The organism is Psychrosphaera sp. 1_MG-2023, from assembly GCF_030548245.1.
GTDB lineage: Bacteria > Pseudomonadota > Gammaproteobacteria > Enterobacterales > Alteromonadaceae > Psychrosphaera > Psychrosphaera algicola.
In genome coordinates this window covers 182164-204195 of the sequence record NZ_JAUORW010000007.1, presented here as the reverse complement: position 1 = coordinate 204195, position 22032 = coordinate 182164, and the positions used below count along the sequence as shown (strand labels likewise).

Genomic DNA, 22032 nt, shown 5'->3' with positions numbered 1-22032 from the left:
TTCCTATTCGTTCTCGAATTTGGTGAATCTCGAATTTGTTCTAATTAAATCGGTTAGCCGTCAACTTCTACAATCATTGCAGCGCCTAGACCACCAGCTGCACATGCTGTCGTTAGACCAACACCACCGCCTCTGCGGCGCAATTCATTAATAGTTTGCGTAATTAAACGAGTCCCTGTCGCAGCAAACGGATGACCATAAGCCAATGAACCGCCATTAACATTAAACTTCGCCATATCAATTTCGCCAATTGCCGATTTACGACCTAACTTCTCTTCCGCAAACTTTTTGCTTCCAAACATTTTCATGTTTGCTAATGCTTGCGCTGCAAATGCTTCATGCATTTCGATTAAGTCTAAATCACCCAAGTTCATGCCCGCACGCTCTAATGCAATTGGTGTTGCGTATGAAGGACCCATTAACATGTCTTCCCATACATCAATAGCGGCAAAACCAAAGCTACGAATGTAACCAAGTGGCACATAACCAAGGGCTTTTGCTTTGCTTTCTGACATTAACATAATAGCGGAAGCGCCATCAGTTAACGCAGTAGAGTTAGCTGCTGTCACAGTACCGTGTTTACGGTCGAAAACTGGGCGCAACTTGCTATAACCATCTGCCGTTGAATTGGTTCGAATGGTGTTATCCATGTCGATAAATTGTTTAAACGGTTCTGGGTGTGCTGTCATAACTTCATCTTGCATAACGCCACTTTCCCACGCTTTAGTCGCTAAAGAATGGGAACGATGAGCCATAGCGTCTTGGTCAGCACGGCTGATGTTATGAGTTTTTGCCATTTGTTCAGCTGTTTGTCCCATTGACAAGCCCGTTGAATATTCAGCTACCGCTGGCGGCACAGGAGCCAAATCTTTTAATCTAATTTTTTTAATGATGTTCCAGCGTTGACCGAGTGTTCGCGCCTTATTTAAATCAACTAATGCTCGGGCTAGCTTTTTACTCACACCAATTGGCAATACTGACGAGGAGTCGGCGCCACCGGCAATACCAATAGAAACATGGCCAGCCATAATTGACTCACAGATATTAACAGTTGACTGGAAGCTCGTCGCACATGCTCGAGACACTGAATAAGCATCTGTATGAACATCCATACCTGTGCCCAACACTATTTCTCGGGCAATATTGGGTGCAGCTGGCATTTGCACAACTTGTCCAAATACTAATTGCTCTATTGCTTTAGGATCGAGTTCTGAGCGCTGCAACATTTCTGATACAACCATTTTGCCAAGATCCAATGCGGGTACTCCGTGATAAGCCGTTGCTTGTTTTGCAAATGGCGTACGTAAACCTGCAACAACCGCTATGCGGTCACCGTTTCTTGTTTCTAATCTTTTTGCTGTCATGTTATATCCAATTTTATCTGGTCAGACCTCTAGTTAAGGCAGATTCTAACCATATCTTTTCAAAAGTAAAAGAGAAAACTCATATTTTTTAACGAATACCGTTATTTATTGCTTAATTTCCGTTCGGTCGAAAAAACATCACTTGTTTTTTTTATATGGAACCATATAACTACAGATTAGTCGTATAGGGCGTAATAACACTTTTATATTAAAAAAGTGTTAATCCCAAACTCCAGTAAATCTTAATAGGAAGTGTAGGACAAATGTCGGTATCGCGATTCGAACAATTAAAAAAATATTTGGATTCACAAGTCATTGGCCAACCCGATTTTACTAAGGCAATATTGATTGCCCTGTTGGCAGATGGACATTTATTGGTAGAAGGCCCTCCAGGTCTTGCAAAAACCCGCGCAATAAACGCATTGGCAAACGGATTAGAAGGTGAATTTCACCGTATCCAATTTACCCCAGACCTGCTCCCAGCCGATTTAACAGGTACAGATATCTATCGCCCTGAAACTGGTGAGTTTGTTTTTGAAAAAGGACCTCTTTTTTACAACCTGGTGTTAGCCGATGAAATTAACCGAGCGCCGGCAAAAGTTCAGTCAGCTTTATTAGAAGCTATGGCGGAACGCCAAGTTACGGTCGGTAAAACCACATACGAACTACCAGAATTATTTTTGGTAATGGCCACCCAAAACCCGCTGGAACAAGAAGGTACATACCCGCTTCCTGAAGCTCAGCTAGACCGCTTTTTAATGCATCTGAATATTGACTACCCTGGCGCCGAAACAGAAATTGAAATTTTACGCTTAACCCGTGGTGAGGCGTTAGATAAACAAGTGCCTAAACCAACCCCGTTAAGTCAGGCGGATATCTTTGCTGCGCGGAAAGAAATTTTATCAATTCACTTAGCTCCTGAACTTGAGCAGTATCTAGTTGATTTAATCATTGCCACGCGCCAACCTGAAAAGTACGACGAGCAATTAGCAAAATGGATCAGTTTTGGTGCGTCACCTAGAGCAACAATATCGGTAGACAAATGCGCACGTGCTACAGCATGGCTAGATGGTCGCGACTTTGTCACACCAGACGACATTCAAGGTGTATTTTTTAATAGCTTAAGACACCGCATACTATTAAGTTATGAAGCCGAAGCGGCTGGCATTTCTGCTGATCAAATATTGGCCCGGATACTCGAATTAGTCGCGGTACCTTAGGAAAGCAACATGGCATCCGTAGATGTAAATAGCCACTATTTAGACTGGCTAAAACAAAACGAACTAAGCGGTTGGCAGCTATCTTTTGCTGAACTTGTGATGTATCAAAAATACACACATTTGTTAAACAATAAACCCTGCAGCAAGGTGAAACACCACATGTCTGGGCAATACATGGCTAAAACTAAAGGCCGAGGTATGGAGTTTGACGAAGCTAGGCATTATCAACCCGGCGACGATGTCCGTACAATCGACTGGCGAGTCACCGCCCGCACAGGTAAAACCCATACAAAAATATTTAGGGAAGAAAAAGACCGACCTATTTTTGTTTTTTGCGACCTATTACCCAGTATGCGCTTTGGCAGTCAGCTATTATTTAAGTCTGTTCAGGCCTGCCATCTAAGTGCACTGGTAGCTTGGAAAGCAATGCAAAATGGCGACAAAATCGGTGGCTTAGTGCTGTCTGAAAACGGCCTACTGGAAAGTAAACCAAAAAGTCGACAGCAAGCGGTTTTAAAATGGTTGGACGGTTTGCAGAAAACCCATAACTTACTGCCACTTGATCACAAACACGCTTTTGATCAGACAGAACTTGAAACCAAGTTTACCGAAGCATGTGCTCACTTACGCCGGGTAGCCCACCCTGGTAGCTTAGTTTATCTAATCAGTGACTTTCAGCATGTCAACGATACTGCCCTGCAACATTTATTTCAGTTGCAAAAACACTGTGAAGTTGTTGCCTGTTGGGTTAATGACCCTATTGAACATAGCTTACCTAAACTTGCTGCTGGCTCCATATCCGTTACCGATGGCCAATTGGTTAAGCAAATCGACTCTGACTCGCAACTTGAACAGTATCAGGATCTTGCAAAAAGTAGGTTTAACCAACAAAAACAGAATTTAACTCAATTCAAAATTCGTTGGTTACCCATTTGTGCTGGCACACCACTGCACGAACAGTTATAGAGAACAACAATGCAACCCGATTTATTATCTCAATTAAACGACATACAAACACCGGATCCTATCGGATGGTGGCCATTAGCCTGGGGTTGGTATCTGGTTTTAATATTGCTACTGACCGCTTCGTTTATACTTTTTAAATTGATAAAAACAAAATTTGAGCAATCTAAAGCTAAAAAACAAGCACTTCGTGAATTAACCGCAATGGATAAAACGTTAACTCCATTGCAACAGGTTACCGTGATCAACAATATATTAAAGCGCGTAGTATTGGCCTATGCGCCAAGACAAGATGTTGCCAACTTAACCGGTTCTCAATGGGCTGAATGGTTAAATAGTCAGGGCACCAAAGGACATACTATAGATTCAGATTTATTGACCCTAGCCTACAAAGCGACCTGTGACGAAGCACATTCTGAACGTTATCAACAACAGGCTCGTGCCTGGATTGAGTACAGTTTACCTCTGTCAAAAGTGACTGATAATAATCAAACACGTGAGGTAAACCATGTTTAGTTTTGCCTGGCCTTGGGTTTTTGCCCTATTAGTGTTGCCGTTTATCGCTCGCTTATTTAAAGCCAAAAACGCCAGTCCCGACATGCCTCTTTATTTACCAACATTTGGTTTGGTCGCCGATTCTGTAAAGCCAATTTCTCGTGGCGGATTTCCATGGTTCACATATCTAATTTGGATATTGTTAGTCTCCGCCGCGGCAAAACCTCAGTGGTTGGGTGACCCTATTACCATCCCACAGGAAGGCCGTGAAATGATGTTGGCGGTCGATTTATCTGGTTCTATGGATGAAAAAGACATGGTTATTGGTCGACAACAAGTTAACCGACTCACCATGCTAAAATATGTGTTAAACGACTTTATTGAGCGACGAGTTGGTGACCGACTCGGTTTGATATTATTTGCCGACACAGCCTATGTTCAAACCCCTTTGACTTACGACCGTGCGACTGTAAAACAGCTATTAAATGAAGCCGTTTTAGGTTTGGTCGGCGAAAAAACCGCCATCGGTGACGCACTTGGATTAGCAGCAAAACGATTTAATGAAAAAGGCGAATCCAACCGTATTCTTATTTTATTAACAGACGGTCAAAATACCGCTGGCAATATAGAGCCTTTAGAAGCCCTTGAGATTGCAAAAGAAGCTGGAGTGCGCGTTTATACCATAGGTATTGGCGCCGACGAAATGATGGTGCGTAGCATTTTTGGCACCCGCAAAGTAAATCCTTCTGCCGACCTTGACGAAAACTTGTTGACTCAAATTGCCGAACAAACGGGTGGTAAATATTTCCGGGCTCGTGACACCGAAGAGTTACAAAAAATCTACGAGCTATTGGATGAACTTGAACCTGTAGAAGACGATCCGATCCAACTTAGGCCGCAGCAAGCCTTGTTCCATTTTCCGTTGGGATTGGCTTTGTTACTTTCATTTTTAACCACATTGTTCCCTTTATTACAGCATTATTTAGCTAAATTGGGGATCAACAAAATTCGCGGGGAGGACCAATAAATGGACGATTTTTTACAATTGAGTTTTAGTCAATTACATCAATTTCACTTTATCCGTCCGCAATGGTTGTGGTCAATTCTGTTGCTCGTTGCAGTATGGTTGTTACGCAATCAAATGAATAAACAATCCCATTGGCGTAACGTACTACCGCCTCATTTGGCCCAGGTGTTACTAAACAGCTCGGAATCCCCAAAAAACAGTGCCCGACGAGGTAAAGTATTAATCGGCTTTTGGTTAATCGCCGCTATCGCGATGGCCGGGCCTACGTGGCAAAAAATTGAAAAGCCGGTATTTCAGGTTAAACGTGCGAGTGTCATCTTACTCGACATGTCACTTTCTATGCGATCCACCGATATCAAACCTAATAGACTGAGCCGTGCTCGATTTAAAGCAATTGATCTCGCTGAAGCGATAGGTGATGGCGAAGTGGCTCTCGTAGCCTACGCTGGTGACGCATTTACAATTTCTCCATTAACCCCTGACGCTCGCAATTTAACAGCATTAATTCCAAGCTTAACCCCGGAAATTATGCCTGAACCTGGCAGTTACCCCTTGTTAGGTTTAGAACGTAGTGCTGAATTACTGGTCCAGGCAGGTTACCTTACCGGTGATATATTCTGGTTTACCGATGGAATCGACGACTTTGATCTTCAGCAAATACGAACCTTTGCGGCTAATACGGCATATCGAATTAACATTATCGCCTTAGGAACCAGCACAGGAGCTCCGATTAAACTCGCTGATGGCAGTTTACTAAAAGATGGAACAGGCAGCATTGTCATCCCTAAATTGGCAACGGCACCGCTAATCACAATCGCAGATATGACCAACGGATTGTTTGTTACCACAACGGCAAATGACCGCGACATCAAAACGTTGGCGTCATTAACTGTAACCCCAAAAGAGGACCAAAACGGCGACTCAGACGATCCTGATAAAAAGTTAACCGGCGATGACTGGCATGAATTTGGGCCCTATCTAGTATTACTAATCCTACCGTTTTTCGCTTCTAAGTTCCGTCGAGGTTCCGTGTTTTCTGCTTTGTTGGTCTTTGGTTTATTGGCTAACCCAAATCAAGTAACAGCAGACACTTTAAACCCCACCGAAAGCGACGTTTCTGGAGGGCTTGGGCAATCTAATAAAATTGATAGTGACGCTACTATTACGCTCCCGCCACCACGCCCTTGGTATGACACGCTTTTTAAAACCGCAGATAAACATGGTCAAGAAGCCTATAACGAAGAAAATTACTTACAGGCAACCACCGATTTTAAAGATCCGCAATGGAAAGGCAGTGCGGCCTATAAAGCAGGAGATTATGAAACCGCTTTGAGTTATTTCTCTCAAGATGAATCGGCTAGCGGATGGTACAACCGCGGTAATACATTAGCGCAATTACAAAAAATTGACGAAGCGATTGAGGCGTATGACAACACATTAAAAATACAGCCAAATCATCAACAGGCAAAAGAAAACAAAGCCCTGTTAGAGCAAATGAAGCAACAGCAAGAACAACAGGAACAACAATCTGATCAACAACAAGATGGCGAGCAACAGCAATCTGATCAGCAACAACAGTCTGACGACCAACAGCAATCTGAAGGTGATAGCCAATCAGAGTCCGATTCTGAGAGTGAGCAAGGTCAGCAAAAAAATAGTCAACAATCGGAGCCGTCCGCCGAACCACAGGAGGATTCGCAAAGTGAACAGCAACAAGCTGAACAAAGTGAATCTGAACAAGAGCAACAAGAAGCTCAAGCGGCAGAAGCGCAGGAAAAACAACAGGGCGAAGAATCTGAACAAGAAGCGGCTATGACACCGTTAACCGCGGAGCAAATCGCAGAACAAGAACAGCAGCAAAAAATCGAACAATTATTACGAAAAGTATCTGACGATCCAGCTACCTTATTACGTAATAAGATGATCTTGGAAAATCGTAAACGACAGCAGTCTAACCGTGCACCTAAGGGAGCGAAAAAGTCGTGGTAAGTAAATCACTAAAACTCATATTGATAACCTCAATTTTATTCATGTGGACAATGTATAGCGAGGCGGCCACACAGTTATCAGCCAGCGTCGACCGTAATCCAGTAATGGAACGGGAAGCCTTTGTGTTAGAAATTGTGGCAAATGACTCCCTCGACAGCTCTGACTTAAACCTGAATCCGCTCGATAAAACCGACTTTATCGTTGGACGCACAGCAACGAGCAGTCAAACACAAATTGTTAATGGCAGCATTTCCAAAACGACAACTTGGACTGTGGTATTAACAGCCAAACAGGCCGGTGAATATGTTATTCCCGCCCTATCTGCTAATAATCTAAGCACCAAACCTATTGCAATTAGTGTTATAAAAGCCAGTAAACAAACAGGCCAGAACAACGAACCTATTTTTCTTAAGAATAATATTGAATCCACCGATCTTTATTTACAACAAACTGTAAAGCTTGTGAGTCGATTGTATTTTTCTCCGAACGTCGAGCTGCAAAGCGGCAGTTTGACCGAACCTGTGCTTGAAGGCGCATTTATCAAGCAACAGGGAAAAGACAACGAGACTAGTGAAATAATAATGGGTGTTCGGTATCGCGTTATTGAACGAATATATACGGTCACCCCGCAGGCCAGCGGCCAATTTGTCATTAAATCGCCAGCATTTAATGGTGAAATAGCCACTGGTAACCGTCGTCGATTCTTCTCGGGCTTTAGTCAAACCAAGCCCGTAACTGCTTTTGGCGAAGACATTTCAATCACAGTTAATCCTATTCCTGAGTCCTATACAGGAACTTGGCTGGCCAGTGAGTTAGTGCAATTAAACGAAGAATGGCAACCAAACAACTCAACAATTGAAGTAGGTGAAGCCATAACTCGTACGTTCACGTTGACCGCTTTAAATGTCAATGAAGAACAGCTACCCACCGTTAATGGCATATACCCAGATGCGTTTAAAGTTTATCCTGACCAATCTGAAGCCCACGAAGTTTTACGTCAAAATGCCTTAGTTGCACAACGCGTGAGTTCAGAAGCAATTGTCGCAAATAAAGCCGGTACGTATACCCTACCTGAGATTAAGATCAGTTGGTTTAATACCAAAATGAAACGTCAGGAGTTTGCGATATTACCGGAAAAGCAAATTACCGTTGTTGCGGCCTCTGGGCAGTCCGAGCAATCTGGTGTTACTAACCTCTTACCTAACCAAATGGAAACGATTAACGCCGCTGAATGCAAAGCTGAAACTGGCCCCGCCGCGGAACTAACAGAGCCTAAATGGTATCAAAATACATCCTTTACCGTTGTGGGCTGGTTATTATGGTTAATAACAGTAGCGCTTTGGTTGATAAATCGTACTCGCTCAGCACCGGTTGTATCCGCGGAAAAAACAGAGAAACGTTTTGATATATACCAACTGAAACAGGCTTGTAAAAACAACGATCCTAAACTCGCCCGAATTAATTTATTGGCGTGGGCTCAGTATAAGTTTAGCGATGTTAGAACGCTCGACCAGTTGCATGACAAAGTCCCCGCTAATCTGCAAAGAGAGATCCGTCGACTCAATCTGAGTCAGTATTCGACTGAACGAACAACTTGGCAAGGAGATGGGATGTGGAAGGCGATAGTGCAATTTGACGGCACGGTAACACAACAAAATACCGATAAAGAAGACCTGCCTCCTCTAAACTAACTCGGCTTATTTAGCGCATCATAAAACGCTTAGTGACGAACGCCACTAAGCGTTTTTTTACGTCGAATTTATCTTCTTTAAACAATTATTTGATTCAAATTATTGCATTTTTTCACACTAACGGGGATTTGCTTGTATTAGACCTATCTCCACAATGTATTGGTTATTAAACGAGAACGAATAGCTTTCAAACGACGTGTCCACACCAGGCGCTTTAATACAATAATAATGGTTTCTCTATCACAGGAGATTACAACTAATCAGATATAACCACACTCATTCAGGAGCGTGGCAGGTATTTCATAAAGGAAAAAGGCGAACCTAATTTCCTCTATAAATTACTATTTATTGGCAGCAGATTAAGCGACTCAGGAGACAAAGCCGAACGGCTTATCTTAGGAAAATATGTGACTAATTTTACCGCCACCGTAGAGCTCTAAATTGAAATTAAGACACTAACTAGATTCAACTTGGCTTGGTGTTGTGTATTTCCAAACCCGTGCTTGAGTCGCTGGGATTGGCTTACTAAAGAAATACCCTTGAACTAAATAACATCCATTTTTTTCCAAAAAGTCGACTTGCGCTTGCGTCTCTGCCCCTTCAGCGATGACTTCTAACCCTAGCTTGTGAGCCATAGCGATTATCGCTCCGGTAATTTCGAGATCATTTACATCCTCTGGTATGTCTTTGATGAAAGACCTGTCTATTTTTAGCGTATCAACAGGGAAACGTTTTAAGTAGCTCAGCGAAGAATAACCTGTACCAAAATCATCGATTGAAATGGCAACACCCAATTCTTTAATCGCATTAAGTTGCCTAATTGCATCTTCAACATCCGACATGAGGTGTGACTCTGTGATCTCCAATTCAATACGTGACGGCGATACACCAGTTTCTTGTAAAATAGTTTTGAGTTCGCTAATACAATCACCAGACTCAAACTGACAGGCACTTAAATTAATCGAAACAGGGACGTGAATATCATCACTTGCTGCAAACGTACACGCTTGACGCATAACCCAGCTGCCAATTTGCAGAATAAGAGAACTTTGCTCGGCAATAGGAATAAATTTAGCTGGTGAGACAAACCCCAATTTATCGTTGCTCCATCTTAATAGAGCTTCAAAACCCACTAAATCTTTCGTTAAGCTATGTACTTTAGGCTGATAATACAACTCTAGTTCATCATTAAGAATTGCGAGTTTCAGAGCCGATTCTATTTCCTGACGCTCTTTTGCGGCTTCGTTTAGCTCTTTGGTATAGAAATGATAGGTATTTTTACCCGTAGCCTTAGCTTCATACATTGCCAAGTCAGCATGTTGCAATAAAGTTTCGGCCTCTTTAGTGTCTTTAGTTGAGAGTGTAATACCAATACTTGTGCCCGATACAACCTCTTCGCCGCGCAGTTCAAACGGACGGTTGGCTGCGGTTAAAATATCGTGGGCAATATTTAGTGCATCTTGTTCGTTTCGGGCACCGCCCATAATAAGTGCAAATTCATCGCCGCCCATTCGCGCCAATACATCTTCATTTCGTAAATTTTTATTTAATCGATTCGCAATTTCTACTAACAGCAAGTCACCATTTTCATGACCATAAATATCATTTACGCGTTTGAAGTCATCAACGTCAAAGTAGAACAAGGCAAACTCATAACGACCACGTTTACTGATTTCCACAAGTTTCTCTAATTGAGCAATAAAAAACGTGCGATTCGCTAATCCAGTCAATTCATCGGTATACGCGAGTTTTTCTATTTTGTTTTGCGAGTCTTTGATAAACGATATGTCTTGCATCGACAATACGTATTTAGTGACATTACTATTTTCGTCCCGCATCGGCGTAATCGTACTGTTCACCCAGACCTGTTGTCCGTTTGACTGTTCCTTCAAAACAAGCTCACCATGCCAGCTTTTCTTACGACGAATTTCATTTACTATTTGTTCTGAAATAAATGCCATATGTTCATGGATAAAACTGAAAAAACGACTACCTAATAAGGTTTCACGGTCACATTTAAGCATCGCGATTGCTTTGGAGTCGACATAACTAATAGCAAAATCCAACTCAAGAATGATCACTGCGTTGTCTGAATAACTTACGGCTTGAGCCAAGGCTTTATTCGACTCAACTTCCTCTTTAAGTAACGCAAGGTTCTTATTTTTGTCGTTTAATTTGTATTCGAATTTTTTTACCAATAACGTTAATTGTGAATGCAAATCCTCTATTTCACTTTCAATATGACCTTTGAAGTTAAGTTGCGGATTATTCAGGTCTACATTTGCTACAGCCTGTGCCGTCTGGGTCAGTTTTCTGGCTATAAACAATTTGCAGGAAAAATAAACCACACTGCACAAAAGTGAAATATTAAAAGTAATCCAAATTAAGTATTTATAAAAGCGTTCATCCTCACCTTTTAAAATGCCTGTCTCATTTTGATAAGTGACAATTGTCCAGTTAATAGAGTCAATTCTATTGCTAATGGCATAAACTTTTTTATTCCAATCAATGAATTCAGTTAAACTACCAAAAGGCCGTTTTGATTCAATATACGACTTGAGTGAGTCGCGAATGTATCCTGCACTTAAGTTATTGTTTTCCTGCCTAATCAAACGAGAACCATAATCTGGGTGATATATCATTTTCAGGCGGCTGTCGTAAATGAAAAATTGCCCTATAGAGTTGTCATACATTAGTTCTAATTTTTCAATTATTGGGTCGATATCTATTGCCCCGCCAAATACCCCAACAAACTCCCCCTTTTTATAGATCGGTACCGTGTAATAGACGACCCACATATCCAAAATGTCGTCTCTATAAACTTGTGACCACTGTCCTCTTCTTATTATGGGATCACGGGCAATTCTGTAAAAAATATTGTTATCTAAATCAAGATCCGTAAGAATTTCCTGTTGCCAGGTTTTATTGCTGGAAAATACAGTGTGATCCTCGCCTACATAATAAGTGAGTTCAACATTGGAGGTTAAAGCGGCTTCGATATTCTCCCAACTCTGATCATAGGAAGCTTTTTCCAACTGACGTTGAAACACACTTGCTAAACTGTCGATATTTTTTCTTAGAAAGGAAAAGGCGTATTGAAGATCGATTTGTTGACGAATTGCCGCCTCATTTAGGGCTTGTTTGCCATCGTTCAATGCTGTTTGGTGAATTTGTTTATTCAAATTCACTAAAAAATAACTGCCAAGCATAGCTGCGACTATCAGCACGATTAAGCTTATCTTGAAGGTCAGACTGCGAAACTTAAATAAACCCACTAATACCCTTCCAAAAATTGAATTCGATTGATTATGCGCTAAATTAGCCAATATATCAGACTAGCTAAACGAAATAGTATTAAATTTCCCAAATTTATCTGTCATGATGAGCCATAAATAAAAATACATAGGCCAAAACAGTGACAAAATTTTTGATTTATATTTCAAAGTTAATCATAACGTTACTTATTATTACTGCAATAACTGTTTACTTTACTTTGAGTAATAGTCTTGCAACGTTGGACGGCACTGTTCACTCACCGGTTTCAGATACAGTCACAATAGAACGTGACCGCGCTGGTATTCCAACTATTATGGCACAAAATCGAAAAGATCTTAGTTATGCACTCGGATATTTACACGGCCAAGAACGATTATTTCAGATGGATTTATTACGCCGTAATTCCGCGGGTGAACTTTCTGAGCTATTTGGCCCGCTTGCATTATCACACGATACCAATGTTCGTAACCATCAATTTAGAAATCGAGCAGAGCAATATGTTAAATTATTAAAGCCAGAACACCTCGCTATATTGACGCAATATACCGCCGGGGTGAATCAAGGAATTGACGATTTAACATCGCGACCACTTGAATATTGGATGCTTAATAAAACCCCTCAGAAATGGCGTCCTGCCGACAGCCTGCTCGTTATCTATAGTATGTATTTGGACCTCCAATACGCAAACGGTGAACGAGAAAGGTTGCTAGGCCATCTTCAACGTAATTTACTGCCTGATGTTTATCAATTTCTGACGCCAAAAGGTTCACGTTGGGATGCCAGTATTGATGGCACAACATTCACATCATCACCGGTACCAAGTAACACTATAGAACTTGCGCCTATTCTTAATTTGTTAACAGATAACGCCACCAGTTTTGAGTTATTTGATAATGACCATGAAGCCCTAAAAGGCAGTAACAACTGGGTTGTGGGTGGTCAATTATCTTATAATGGTGCGGCTATTGTCGCCGACGATATGCACTTAGGTTTAGCCGTGCCAAATATTTGGTATCGTGCAAGCCTTCGCTACAACCCAGCAAATACGACTGCTACTCAATCTACTCAACGTGATTATTCGGTTGCTATCGACGGCGTTACTTTGCCCGGCACGCCTTCTATTGTAATTGGTTCAAATCGTCACATCGCCTGGGGATTTACCAATAGCTACGGTGACTGGAATGACGTTGTAAAATTACAACTCGACGACTCAGGAACTCAATATAAAACAAAAGAAGGTTATCGCAATTTTGATATCGAAACTGAAACAATCTTAGTCAGTGGCAATAAACCAGAACGCATTGAAATCCGCAGAACCATTTGGGGTCCGGTAATAGGTCGCGATCATGATGGTTCGTTAATCGCCCTTCGTTGGGTCGCACATGATCCTCAAGGGATAAACTTTGATTTACTCGACTTTGAGAAAACAACCACCATTGACGATGCTATTGCAGTCGCAAATGGCGCCGGCATTCCGGCCCAGAACATAGTGATAGGTGACAAGCTTGGTAATATTGCATGGACCATTGCCGGTGTGATGCCAGAGAAGTTTGACCATAATCCTAAATTAGAACGCAGTTGGTTAACCCCCCAAGATTGGAGTAATGGTGACCTAGGCTGGCAAGGTTATATCGCATCGAACAAATACCCAGTTGTTAAAAACCCCAAAGATCACCGAATTTGGACGGCAAATAGTCGTGTCGTCGGTGGTGAGTTTTTTGACATCATAGGTGATGGTGGGTATGCACTCGGTGCTAGAAGCCAACAAATTAAACACCGTTTATTCGAAAAAGAGTCATTTTCTGAAGCCGATCTATTTGCCATTCAAAACGACACTAAAGCGGATTTTCTGAGCCGTTGGCATCAATTATTGACAACCGAACTTTTAACACCGAATTTCGTTGAAAACCACCAGCTAACGCAATTGCCTGATTATTTAAACAACTGGGGCGCAAGTGCAGACATAGACTCTGTCGGTTATTTGTTTGTGCGCCAATTTAGGCTAACAGTTCGTGACCAATTATTTAGTTCGCTAGAGGAAAACTTAGATAATGCAAGCTTAAACAAACGTGCCAAATTGAGCCTCATTCGCCATCAGTTGGAAGTCCCTATGTGGCAAATGATAACGCAACAACCGGCCCACTTGATTCCAAGTGGTTATCCGAGTTGGAACATGTTTTTAGAGCAAATGATTATCCGGACTCACAGTCAACTACTGACCCAATTTGGCGATTTGAGCCAAGCCACATGGGGAAACTATAACAATACCCATATTCAGCACCCATTAGCTAAAGCGGTTCCAGCATTAAGCTTTTTACTGGATATGCCAAGGCTTAAAGCTGCAGGCGATTCTTATATGCCAAGAGTTCAAGGCAAGTCCTTTGGTTCGTCACAACGTATGGTTGTATCGCCTGGTAACGAGGCTGAGGGCATCATGCAGATGCCTTCTGGTCAAGCAGGTCACCCACTATCACCATACTTCCAACAAGGCCATAAAGAATGGATTGAAGGCCAGGCAACCCCACTACTTCCAGGAGCAACAAAATACAAATTGGAGATGATCCCAAATACAGCAATTTAAGATTGCGAAAATTTAAAGTAAAAACTTTAATTCTTGATTGACTTATGAGCCAAACAAAAATAGATTGGCAGCATGAATATGAATTTTCGATTTGCTTACTTTTGTTTCTTTCTGTTTCCACACTCAGTGTAGAAGGCAGCGGTGACCAGTAGATAAAGCAAACTGATCTTAAAAGCCTTCCACCAGCGGAAGGCTTTTTTTTTGCACGAGGACACGACCTTGACCGAGCTATCTCAACTTAGAAAAGACATTAACGAAATTGACAACGAATTAATGATCTTATTGGCGAAACGTCGCCGCGTTTCGAATTTAGTCGCTGAGGCTAAAATCATTCAAAATAAACCTGTCCGTGACATTAAACGCGAAGAGCAAATGTTGGTCGAGTTAATTAAGGGGGGTAAATCACTCAATTTGGATGCTTATTTTGTAAAACAAGTGTTTCAAACGGTTATTGAAGACTCCGTTTTACATCAACAGGCGTTATTGCAAAAACATACAAATCGAGCGACTGGAGAGTTACCGGTAAATCGCGTGACCTATTTAGGATCACAGGGATCTTATAGCGATTTAGCGACACAAAAATATTTCTCTCGTCATGCATCAGAATTAAAACAAATTGGCTGCACGAGTTTTAAAGAGATCATCGACAAGGTCGAACAAGGCCAAGCTGACCACGGTGTATTGCCAATTGAAAACACTTCCTCAGGAAGCATCAATGAAGTTTACGACTTGCTGCAACATACCAGCTTATCAATAGTTGGTGAGCTAACTCATCCGGTAAATCATTGTATGGTCACTGCCGTTGAAACAACGCCAGATAAAATTAAAAAACTTTATGCCCACCCTCAAGTTTATGCCCAGTGCAGTAACTTTTTGGCACAATTTCAAGATGTCGAAATTGAAATCTGTGACGCTTCATCAGCGGCATTTGAAGCAGTGCAACACGATACAACCGGTGAAATTGCAGCGCTAGGCAGTGGCGAAGGTTCGCGCCTATATGGCTTGCAAGTTATTGCAGAAGCCTTAGCGAATCAAAAAGAAAATTTCAGTCGGTTTATCGTATTAGCCAATAATTCAGTATCGGTATCGACTCAAATTCCATCAAAAACCACTTGGATCATGTCAACCGAGCAAAAACCTGGTGCGTTAGTTGATGCCCTTATTATTCTTAAAGAACACGGCGTGAACATGTGCCGTTTAGAGTCCCGTCCAATTAACGGCAATCCGTGGGAAGAGATGTTTTACGTAGATGTTGAAGCGAACTTACGTGATCAGAACTTGATTAATGCAATTAATGAATTAAAACCGATTACGCGCTACTTTAAAGTATTGGGATGTTATCCGAGTGAAGACATTCAACCCGCTCAGGTTGATTTAGGCAACTAAATCAAAAGGGATTACACATAGAAAAGCCAGCTTAGTAGCTGGCTTTTTTGTAAGCTTAAATTAATTTGTCGTTCCAACAGCAGATCCTAATAAGGACCATTTAACACGTCAGGCATCGACCAATAACTCTGCCAAATAGAATTGTTACGAATATAATAAACGATGTCTCCGTGCAATATCGACCGATCACCAAATGAACCGTAATAACCTGAATCTACGTTAATTGAGCCTTGTTGAGTCATTGACCCACCTTGCAGTAAATCGATGTCGACCATTTTTAAACTGTTATTATTATTCCAAATTTGCGAGCCATCTTGCTGTTCTATCGTTTGCCATGAGTTTACAGGAAACGAAAAACGATAATGTGAATCAGAGTCTTTTAATACCGATAGCGCGTGGTAGTCCCATTCAACGACTGAGTACCCATCTTCATAAACTAAGGTGTCGACAACTACTGGCTCATTTGGGTTTGAGACATCGTATAATTCTATTTTAGCGCCACTAACAAAATTAGGATCAGCACTTTGGGTATTTACATTAGGGTCAACCTGCATGCCAATACCAACGATAAAGTTTTCATTAATCGGATGTAGATAGGCTGAATATCCAGGGATGTCTAACTCCCCTGCCAGTTTTGGTGATTCTGGGTTTGACAAGTCGACGACATAAAGTGGATCTCGACGCTCAAACGTCACGATATATGCCTTATCACCATAATATCGCACAGCATAAATACTTTCCCCTGGCTTACCAATTTTGGCTGGCTGTTGGGCATTTGGTAAAGTGGATATCACATTGAATTGTGCATTAGCCTCATCAGGACGCAATACAAACAGCTTGTGTTCGACATCGGTTCCGTTCCAATTGTTGCTTGAAGTCACAATTCGTAAATCGCCGTTATATTCGCTTAATCGCAAATGTGGGTTACTCCAACCTAAATCCCCATCAACTTCAGCTGAGGCACTGTAGTTAACCGTCGAGCCTTCAAAATCAAATTTGTGAACCGCTGTATTCGATACCCACTTATTTTCATTTTCGATAAACTCATAACCACTGTAATAAAGATACAAACCATCATGTGAGGCATAAAATCCATTGATAGGTGTTACAACACAAATTGACTCTAGTTTGTCTGGCTGAGTTAAATCGATTGTCGTTAATGTAACAACTGACGAATAACCAGACGATTCTGTGCTGTCACTTGGTAGGTAACAATCTTCAGCCGAAACTAGATCTTGCTCGGCGCCATCTGTATAAAGTTTTGGTAAAAACTGGATTTCATTGTTTTCGATAAAATCGTTATATTGAGCCTGAGCAGTAAACTTAGACTCAGTGTCTAAAACAAAGTCAGTTTGGTTGCTGTAACTACTTAATAAATAAATTTTATTACCGATGCGTCGCGACGAAATTGGGTAACCATCTATGGTATAACTCACGTCTACTTGAATATCCGCGGCGTTGGTCACATCGGCCACCGTTAAACCAAACTGCTGTTTATAGGGATACCAAATATCTGTCGTCATTGCCAAGTCGGAAACAAAACCATGGCTATACAACTGCTCGCCAAAAACGTTATAAATGGCCATTAGCTTATTGTCGTTTACATAAAGGTCATTTACGTTAGATGCTTTATCGGTCAACATTAATTTTGACACAGACGTTAAACTATCATCTTGGTTTTTCTGCAAAATACGAACATGCGGACGACTTTCGTCGTTGTCAGTACCATTGTCTAAAGTTTCATACCAGTAATAGTTATTGCTGGCTAAATACACTCGGTCGCCGTCGTATTTGACTCGGTCAGACTCGTCGATACCTGACTCCTGTGTGGTGGTTTGTGAATAGTCACCGGTTGTTGGTGCCGATACGTCAGTACTTGCTTCAGCAGTAAAATCACATTCATTGCATCGATTCACATTCCCTTGCAATAACATGCCGTTTTTAACGACTTGTTCAGTTAATAAACTCGACGCTTTAACTAACCGATTTCCTGAACTCGCGATGATTTCTAATTCTTCCACGTCCACGTTGTTTTTTGAAGACGAACCAAAAAGGCCATCGCTGCCGCATGCAGTAACAGACGCTCCAATGGCGAAAATAAGTGCAATCCGTAACGAATGTAAAGTCATTGTTACTACTCCTTAAAGTTTGTTGTGAGTTTAAGAATAACGGCTTGATAATAAATAGCTGTTTCAATCTGCTACTCAATGTAATCAATTGTAATCGAAGTTAAAACTGACAACAAAGCATGCTAAATTGACGTTATATCCTAATTCATTAATAGTCTATTTATGTAATGACACTTTTCCGACGATTTTTTATCCTCTGTTGCGCTATTTTTCTAACTCTATTTGTTGGAAGCCCTCGTGCAGCCACGCTTGAGTCAAGTAAACAACCTCAACTTGCATCTGTTAGCCAATGGAACTTTGGACTCGCCCTCGGTTTTGGTAAACAACAGAATATTATATTAGGCCAGTCAGACCTAAACATATACTTAGTTCCAACAGTTTCTTACTATGGTCAAAAGTGGTTCTTTGATAACGGGACTCTAGGTTATTCCTTTATTGAGAAACCCAAGTACGCATTAAGTGTCGTCACAGAGATCAACCCTTTCTCAGCTCAATATTACGACTATCATCCACTTAACGTATTTTTATTCGACTCTTCAGTTAGTAATGACTTTTCTGATGCCGAAGCAAGCCAAGATTATTCTGATATCGTCAACGACGTCGATGCCGGTGTCGCATTACCATCTCAACCACTCGACAGCAGAGATGATGAACAACAAAAAATAGAAACTAACCTAGAGCTGACGAAACCTCAGTGGAGCATTGATCTTGGCTTGCAACACAATTGGTTTATTTCAAATCGCTATTCTATTATCAGTAAGATTTTTACCGACGTTTCAAACGTCCATAACGGTAAGCGTGCGGATATTAATTTCTCGTATCGCTATCAATTGCGCGGGGATAATACTTTTTTGGCAAATTGGCAATTTAATTTTCAATTTGGTTTAAGTATGTTAAGTCGTCAAACTACGCAGTACTTTTATGGTATTGACGAACGCCACATTCATTTACAAAGCTATCAATACCGGACCGATTCTGCGATTAACAAAACCGTACGAATGAGTTTGAGAAAACCCATTACCAATAAATTAAACATGATCCTGTATTGGAAAAAAGAATTTTTGGATGACACAATAGCTCATTCCCCTAGAGTAACCAGCGCCGAGTCGAATACCTATTTTATGGGACTGCTGTATGCATTTTAGTCTCAATATAAGTTCATTTCTTAAATTTGGTATTATGCTTTTGTTGGTTACATGTCAGTTCTCAACGATGGCAAAAAGCAACGACGAACTTGCTCTACTCAATTTTGAACTCAAGCCAGTTGCGTGTATTGCAGAGTATATTGGTCAAGAATGCGAAATGGTAATATCAGTGAAATGGCAAACAAGTTCACCTGATGATTTGTGCTTAATGCAATCGGATACTAAGTTAAAGTGCTGGCAACAGCAGGATTCAGTAAACGAACGTTTGGTAATTAATTTGCAACAATCCACTGACTTTTCCTTGATTCGAAATGAAGACAAAAAAATACTTGTGTCCAAACGAGTGACAATCAACTTTATCAACAAATACCGACGTCGGCTTAAACCGCAATGGAGTATTTTTTAATGCGACACATTATATTAGTCGAAGATGATCTGCGCTTGGCAAAGCTAGTCACCAATTTCTTACAGCAAAATAGCTTTACTGTGACCGTATTGCATGACGGCGAGCAGGCGGTCAAAACCATTCTCGCGCAACAACCAGATCTCGTCATTCTCGATATAATGTTACCTGGACTAGATGGTTTCTCTATCTGTCGCGAAGTAAGAGCCAATTATCACAACCCAATATTATTTCTAACCGCCAAAGACAGTCCAATTGATCATGTTATGGGCCTTGAAATAGGCGCCGATGATTACATTATCAAACCTATCGATCCCCATGTTCTTCTTGCCCGTATCAACGTCGCATTAAGGCGTAATAAAAGCGAAGTTAGCCAGCCAAATAAAATATTAGAATTTGGTAAACTGGCCATCAACAAAAGTACTCGAAAATCATATTTAAATAACGAACTGGTGGAACTCACCAGTCATGAATTTGAACTTTTATGGTTATTAGCTGAAAACGCGGGTGAGCCCATGAAACGCGACGACATACATAAGCGTATGATCGGTCGCGAATACGATGGTTTAGACCGTACAGTTGACGTCAGGGTCTCTCGACTTAGGAAAAAACTGCACGACAATTGCAAAACCCCTTTCCGTATTATTACCGTTTGGGGCAAAGGTTACATGTTATGCCCCGATGCTTGGAATGATTAAGGGTCGTCATGCGGAGATTGTTCTTTAGCCTATACATAGTTATTACCTTAGGTTTACTCATTATAAACTGGGCCAGTGAATATGTTTGGCAGGAACTACAAAGCACTCAACAGTCCCTTAAAAACAAAGAACTTAATGCGCTAGCGCAATTAGCAGCAGGAAATATTAAGTTGGTGAGTGAATACTCACTATCAGAACAACTGGCTCGATTAAATCAAAGTGAATTTGCAGCTTATAGTCAACATTCCATTGACGACTTCGCGTTTGCACCAAGTCAAATGGCACAATTAAAGGCAGGGCAAGCGGTTCATTTGTTTGACCAACAAGGCTTATTAGTTGTTTATGTCGTGGCAACCCTACCAACAATTTACAAAATAGACATTACCGGTGACTACGCACTAGACAATCAAAACCCTCTTTCAACGTCTTTTCTGCTCACTTTTATTTCTTACACCTTACTGGCCGGACTCATACTCATTTGGACACGACCGCTATGGACCGACATCAATAAATTAACCCGGCTTACCGAACAATTTAGCTCTGATACAACCGCACTCAGTAACCCATTGAGTTCGCGCTCTGTGGTTTATCCTCTTGGTAAAACCCTGAGTCGTATGTCTCATACCATAGTGGAACTAATCTCTTTGCAAAAACAAATGACCCACGCCATTAGCCACGATATTCGAACCCCCCTCGCTCGTCTCAAGTTTTCAATAGCGATAATGAAAGGCGCCAACCAATCACCTGATGACCAAGTTGAATTAACGGGTGAAATGTTAAGTGATATAGAAGAAATTGAACGCCTTATCGACGAAATGCTTACGTATGGTCGCTTAGATACCGTATCTTCACCATTAACAATTGAAGAAGTTAATATCAACCAACTGATAGAAAACCTCGTTGAAAAACTCCAGCGCACCAGTGACGTGCCTATTGGTGTTCAAATATCGGGACCAGTATCCTGTTTATGTGACGGTCATTTACTAGAACGTGCAATACAAAATATTATTGTCAACGGCTTGCGTTATGCCCGAACAGCTTTAGATATCACAGTGACGTTAGACGAGCTATTGACCATAATAATAGATGACGATGGTCCTGGGATCTCGCCAGATCAACGGCAACAAATATTTAGTCCATTTACGCGTTTAGAAAACAGTCGGAATAAACTAGGTGGCGGATTTGGCTTAGGTTTGTCTATTGCTGATAAAATAATCTCCTGGCACGGTGGCGAGATTATTGTGGCGGAAAATACTAAAAAGGGTGCGCGTTTTATATTAACAATGCCGATTGCAAATCAGAGAAACCACTAATTATTAAGCCAAAAATTAACTGTTTGATTTTAGCTTAATTGGCGAATTCACATCGGACATAACGCCATTTTTTAGTTGCTCAACACCAGAATTTATTTCAGTTAATACATCATGCAAAGACTGCATATAGTGTTCGCTTGTTTCAGGCTTTTTGATGCTATTTTCCAAGGTTTTAGATGCTGCCTTTATCCTGTCAATGCTACCTTTAAGGTCGCTCATATTTCTGTTTCCCGAGTCAGTTTTATCTATATGCTATTGATAATTATTATTTTTATTAGAGCTTCAGTTTCCATCGTATGACAACATCTCGCTAGGCAAGTTCAATTATATTTTCGTTTAAATAAACGTTACA

Annotated in this window: 16 protein-coding genes; 12 read left to right on the top strand and 4 right to left on the bottom strand. The window is 41.1% G+C overall.

The annotated features are described in order from the left end of the window. Positions 1–53: 53 nt before the first annotated feature. Positions 54–1364: an acetyl-CoA C-acyltransferase FadI gene (fadI, locus tag Q4575_RS08840; RefSeq protein ID WP_303522434.1), complete on the bottom strand. Its 1311-nt coding sequence runs from the start codon at positions 1362–1364 to the stop codon at positions 54–56. A gap of 263 nt (positions 1365–1627) precedes the next feature. Between fadI and Q4575_RS08835 the strand changes: the two genes are divergently transcribed. The 6 genes from Q4575_RS08835 to Q4575_RS08810 are packed head-to-tail and all read left to right on the top strand — an operon-like array spanning position 1628 to position 8749. Beyond that, positions 1628–2584 carry a MoxR family ATPase gene (locus Q4575_RS08835; protein ID WP_215965108.1) on the top strand — a complete coding sequence of 319 codons (957 nt, stop codon included), beginning with the start codon at positions 1628–1630 and terminating at the stop codon, positions 2582–2584. A gap of 9 nt (positions 2585–2593) precedes the next feature. After that, positions 2594–3550: a DUF58 domain-containing protein gene (locus Q4575_RS08830; protein WP_303522432.1), complete on the top strand. Its 957-nt coding sequence runs from the start codon at positions 2594–2596 to the stop codon at positions 3548–3550. Positions 3551–3559: 9 nt separating this feature from the next. Continuing rightward, on the top strand, positions 3560–4063 hold the full coding sequence (locus Q4575_RS08825; RefSeq protein WP_303522430.1) for a DUF4381 domain-containing protein: 504 nt from the start codon (positions 3560–3562) through the stop codon (positions 4061–4063). Further along, complete coding sequence (locus Q4575_RS08820) at positions 4056–5069, top strand: VWA domain-containing protein (RefSeq protein WP_303522428.1); 1014 nt, start codon at positions 4056–4058, stop codon at positions 5067–5069. The genes Q4575_RS08825 and Q4575_RS08820 overlap by 8 nt, the downstream gene beginning before the upstream one ends. Continuing rightward, complete coding sequence (locus Q4575_RS08815; protein WP_303522426.1) at positions 5070–7058, top strand: VWA domain-containing protein; 1989 nt, start codon at positions 5070–5072, stop codon at positions 7056–7058. Continuing rightward, positions 7052–8749 (top strand): BatD family protein, encoded by a 1698-nt coding sequence (locus Q4575_RS08810; RefSeq protein ID WP_303522424.1) that lies wholly within the window; start codon positions 7052–7054, stop codon positions 8747–8749. The genes Q4575_RS08815 and Q4575_RS08810 overlap by 7 nt, the downstream gene beginning before the upstream one ends. 455 nt (positions 8750–9204) lie before the next feature. Here the strand turns inward: Q4575_RS08810 and Q4575_RS08805 are convergent, their stop codons facing one another. Next, complete coding sequence (locus tag Q4575_RS08805; protein WP_303522421.1) at positions 9205–11937, bottom strand: EAL domain-containing protein; 2733 nt, start codon at positions 11935–11937, stop codon at positions 9205–9207. 227 nt (positions 11938–12164) lie between these two features. Here Q4575_RS08805 and Q4575_RS08800 point away from each other — a divergent pair, with 227 nt between their 5' ends. Continuing rightward, positions 12165–14606, top strand: coding sequence for a penicillin acylase family protein (locus Q4575_RS08800; RefSeq protein WP_303522419.1), 2442 nt, complete (start codon positions 12165–12167; stop codon positions 14604–14606). A gap of 219 nt (positions 14607–14825) precedes the next feature. Further along, complete coding sequence (locus Q4575_RS08795) at positions 14826–15992, top strand: chorismate mutase (RefSeq protein WP_256448334.1); 1167 nt, start codon at positions 14826–14828, stop codon at positions 15990–15992. 86 nt (positions 15993–16078) lie between these two features. Here Q4575_RS08795 and Q4575_RS08790 read toward each other — a convergent pair whose 3' ends face one another. Continuing rightward, entirely contained in the window at positions 16079–18121 is a 2043-nt protein-coding gene (locus Q4575_RS08790; RefSeq protein ID WP_303522416.1) for a beta-propeller domain-containing protein, read from the bottom strand. Between the two features lie 167 nt (positions 18122–18288). On the opposite strand from Q4575_RS08790, the gene Q4575_RS08785 reads away from it, so the two are divergent. From Q4575_RS08785 to Q4575_RS08770, 4 genes are read left to right on the top strand one after another with little or no spacing between them, the layout of a single operon-like run. Further along, positions 18289–19266 (top strand): MipA/OmpV family protein, encoded by a 978-nt coding sequence (locus tag Q4575_RS08785; RefSeq protein ID WP_303522414.1) that lies wholly within the window; start codon positions 18289–18291, stop codon positions 19264–19266. After that, positions 19256–19672 (top strand): DUF3019 domain-containing protein, encoded by a 417-nt coding sequence (locus tag Q4575_RS08780; protein WP_215965117.1) that lies wholly within the window; start codon positions 19256–19258, stop codon positions 19670–19672. Before Q4575_RS08785 ends, Q4575_RS08780 begins: the two co-directional genes overlap by 11 nt. Then, positions 19672–20367 carry a response regulator gene (locus Q4575_RS08775; protein WP_215965118.1) on the top strand — a complete coding sequence of 232 codons (696 nt, stop codon included), beginning with the start codon at positions 19672–19674 and terminating at the stop codon, positions 20365–20367. Before Q4575_RS08780 ends, Q4575_RS08775 begins: the two co-directional genes overlap by 1 nt. Positions 20368–20375: 8 nt before the next feature. Next, the gene (locus Q4575_RS08770) at positions 20376–21680 is read left to right on the top strand and encodes an ATP-binding protein (protein ID WP_303522412.1); all 1305 of its coding nucleotides are present in this window, start codon (positions 20376–20378) and stop codon (positions 21678–21680) included. A gap of 15 nt (positions 21681–21695) precedes the next feature. On the opposite strand, the gene Q4575_RS08765 is transcribed toward Q4575_RS08770, so the two are convergent. Next, on the bottom strand, positions 21696–21899 hold the full coding sequence (locus Q4575_RS08765) for a hypothetical protein (protein WP_272181933.1): 204 nt from the start codon (positions 21897–21899) through the stop codon (positions 21696–21698). Positions 21900–22032 lie beyond the last annotated feature (133 nt).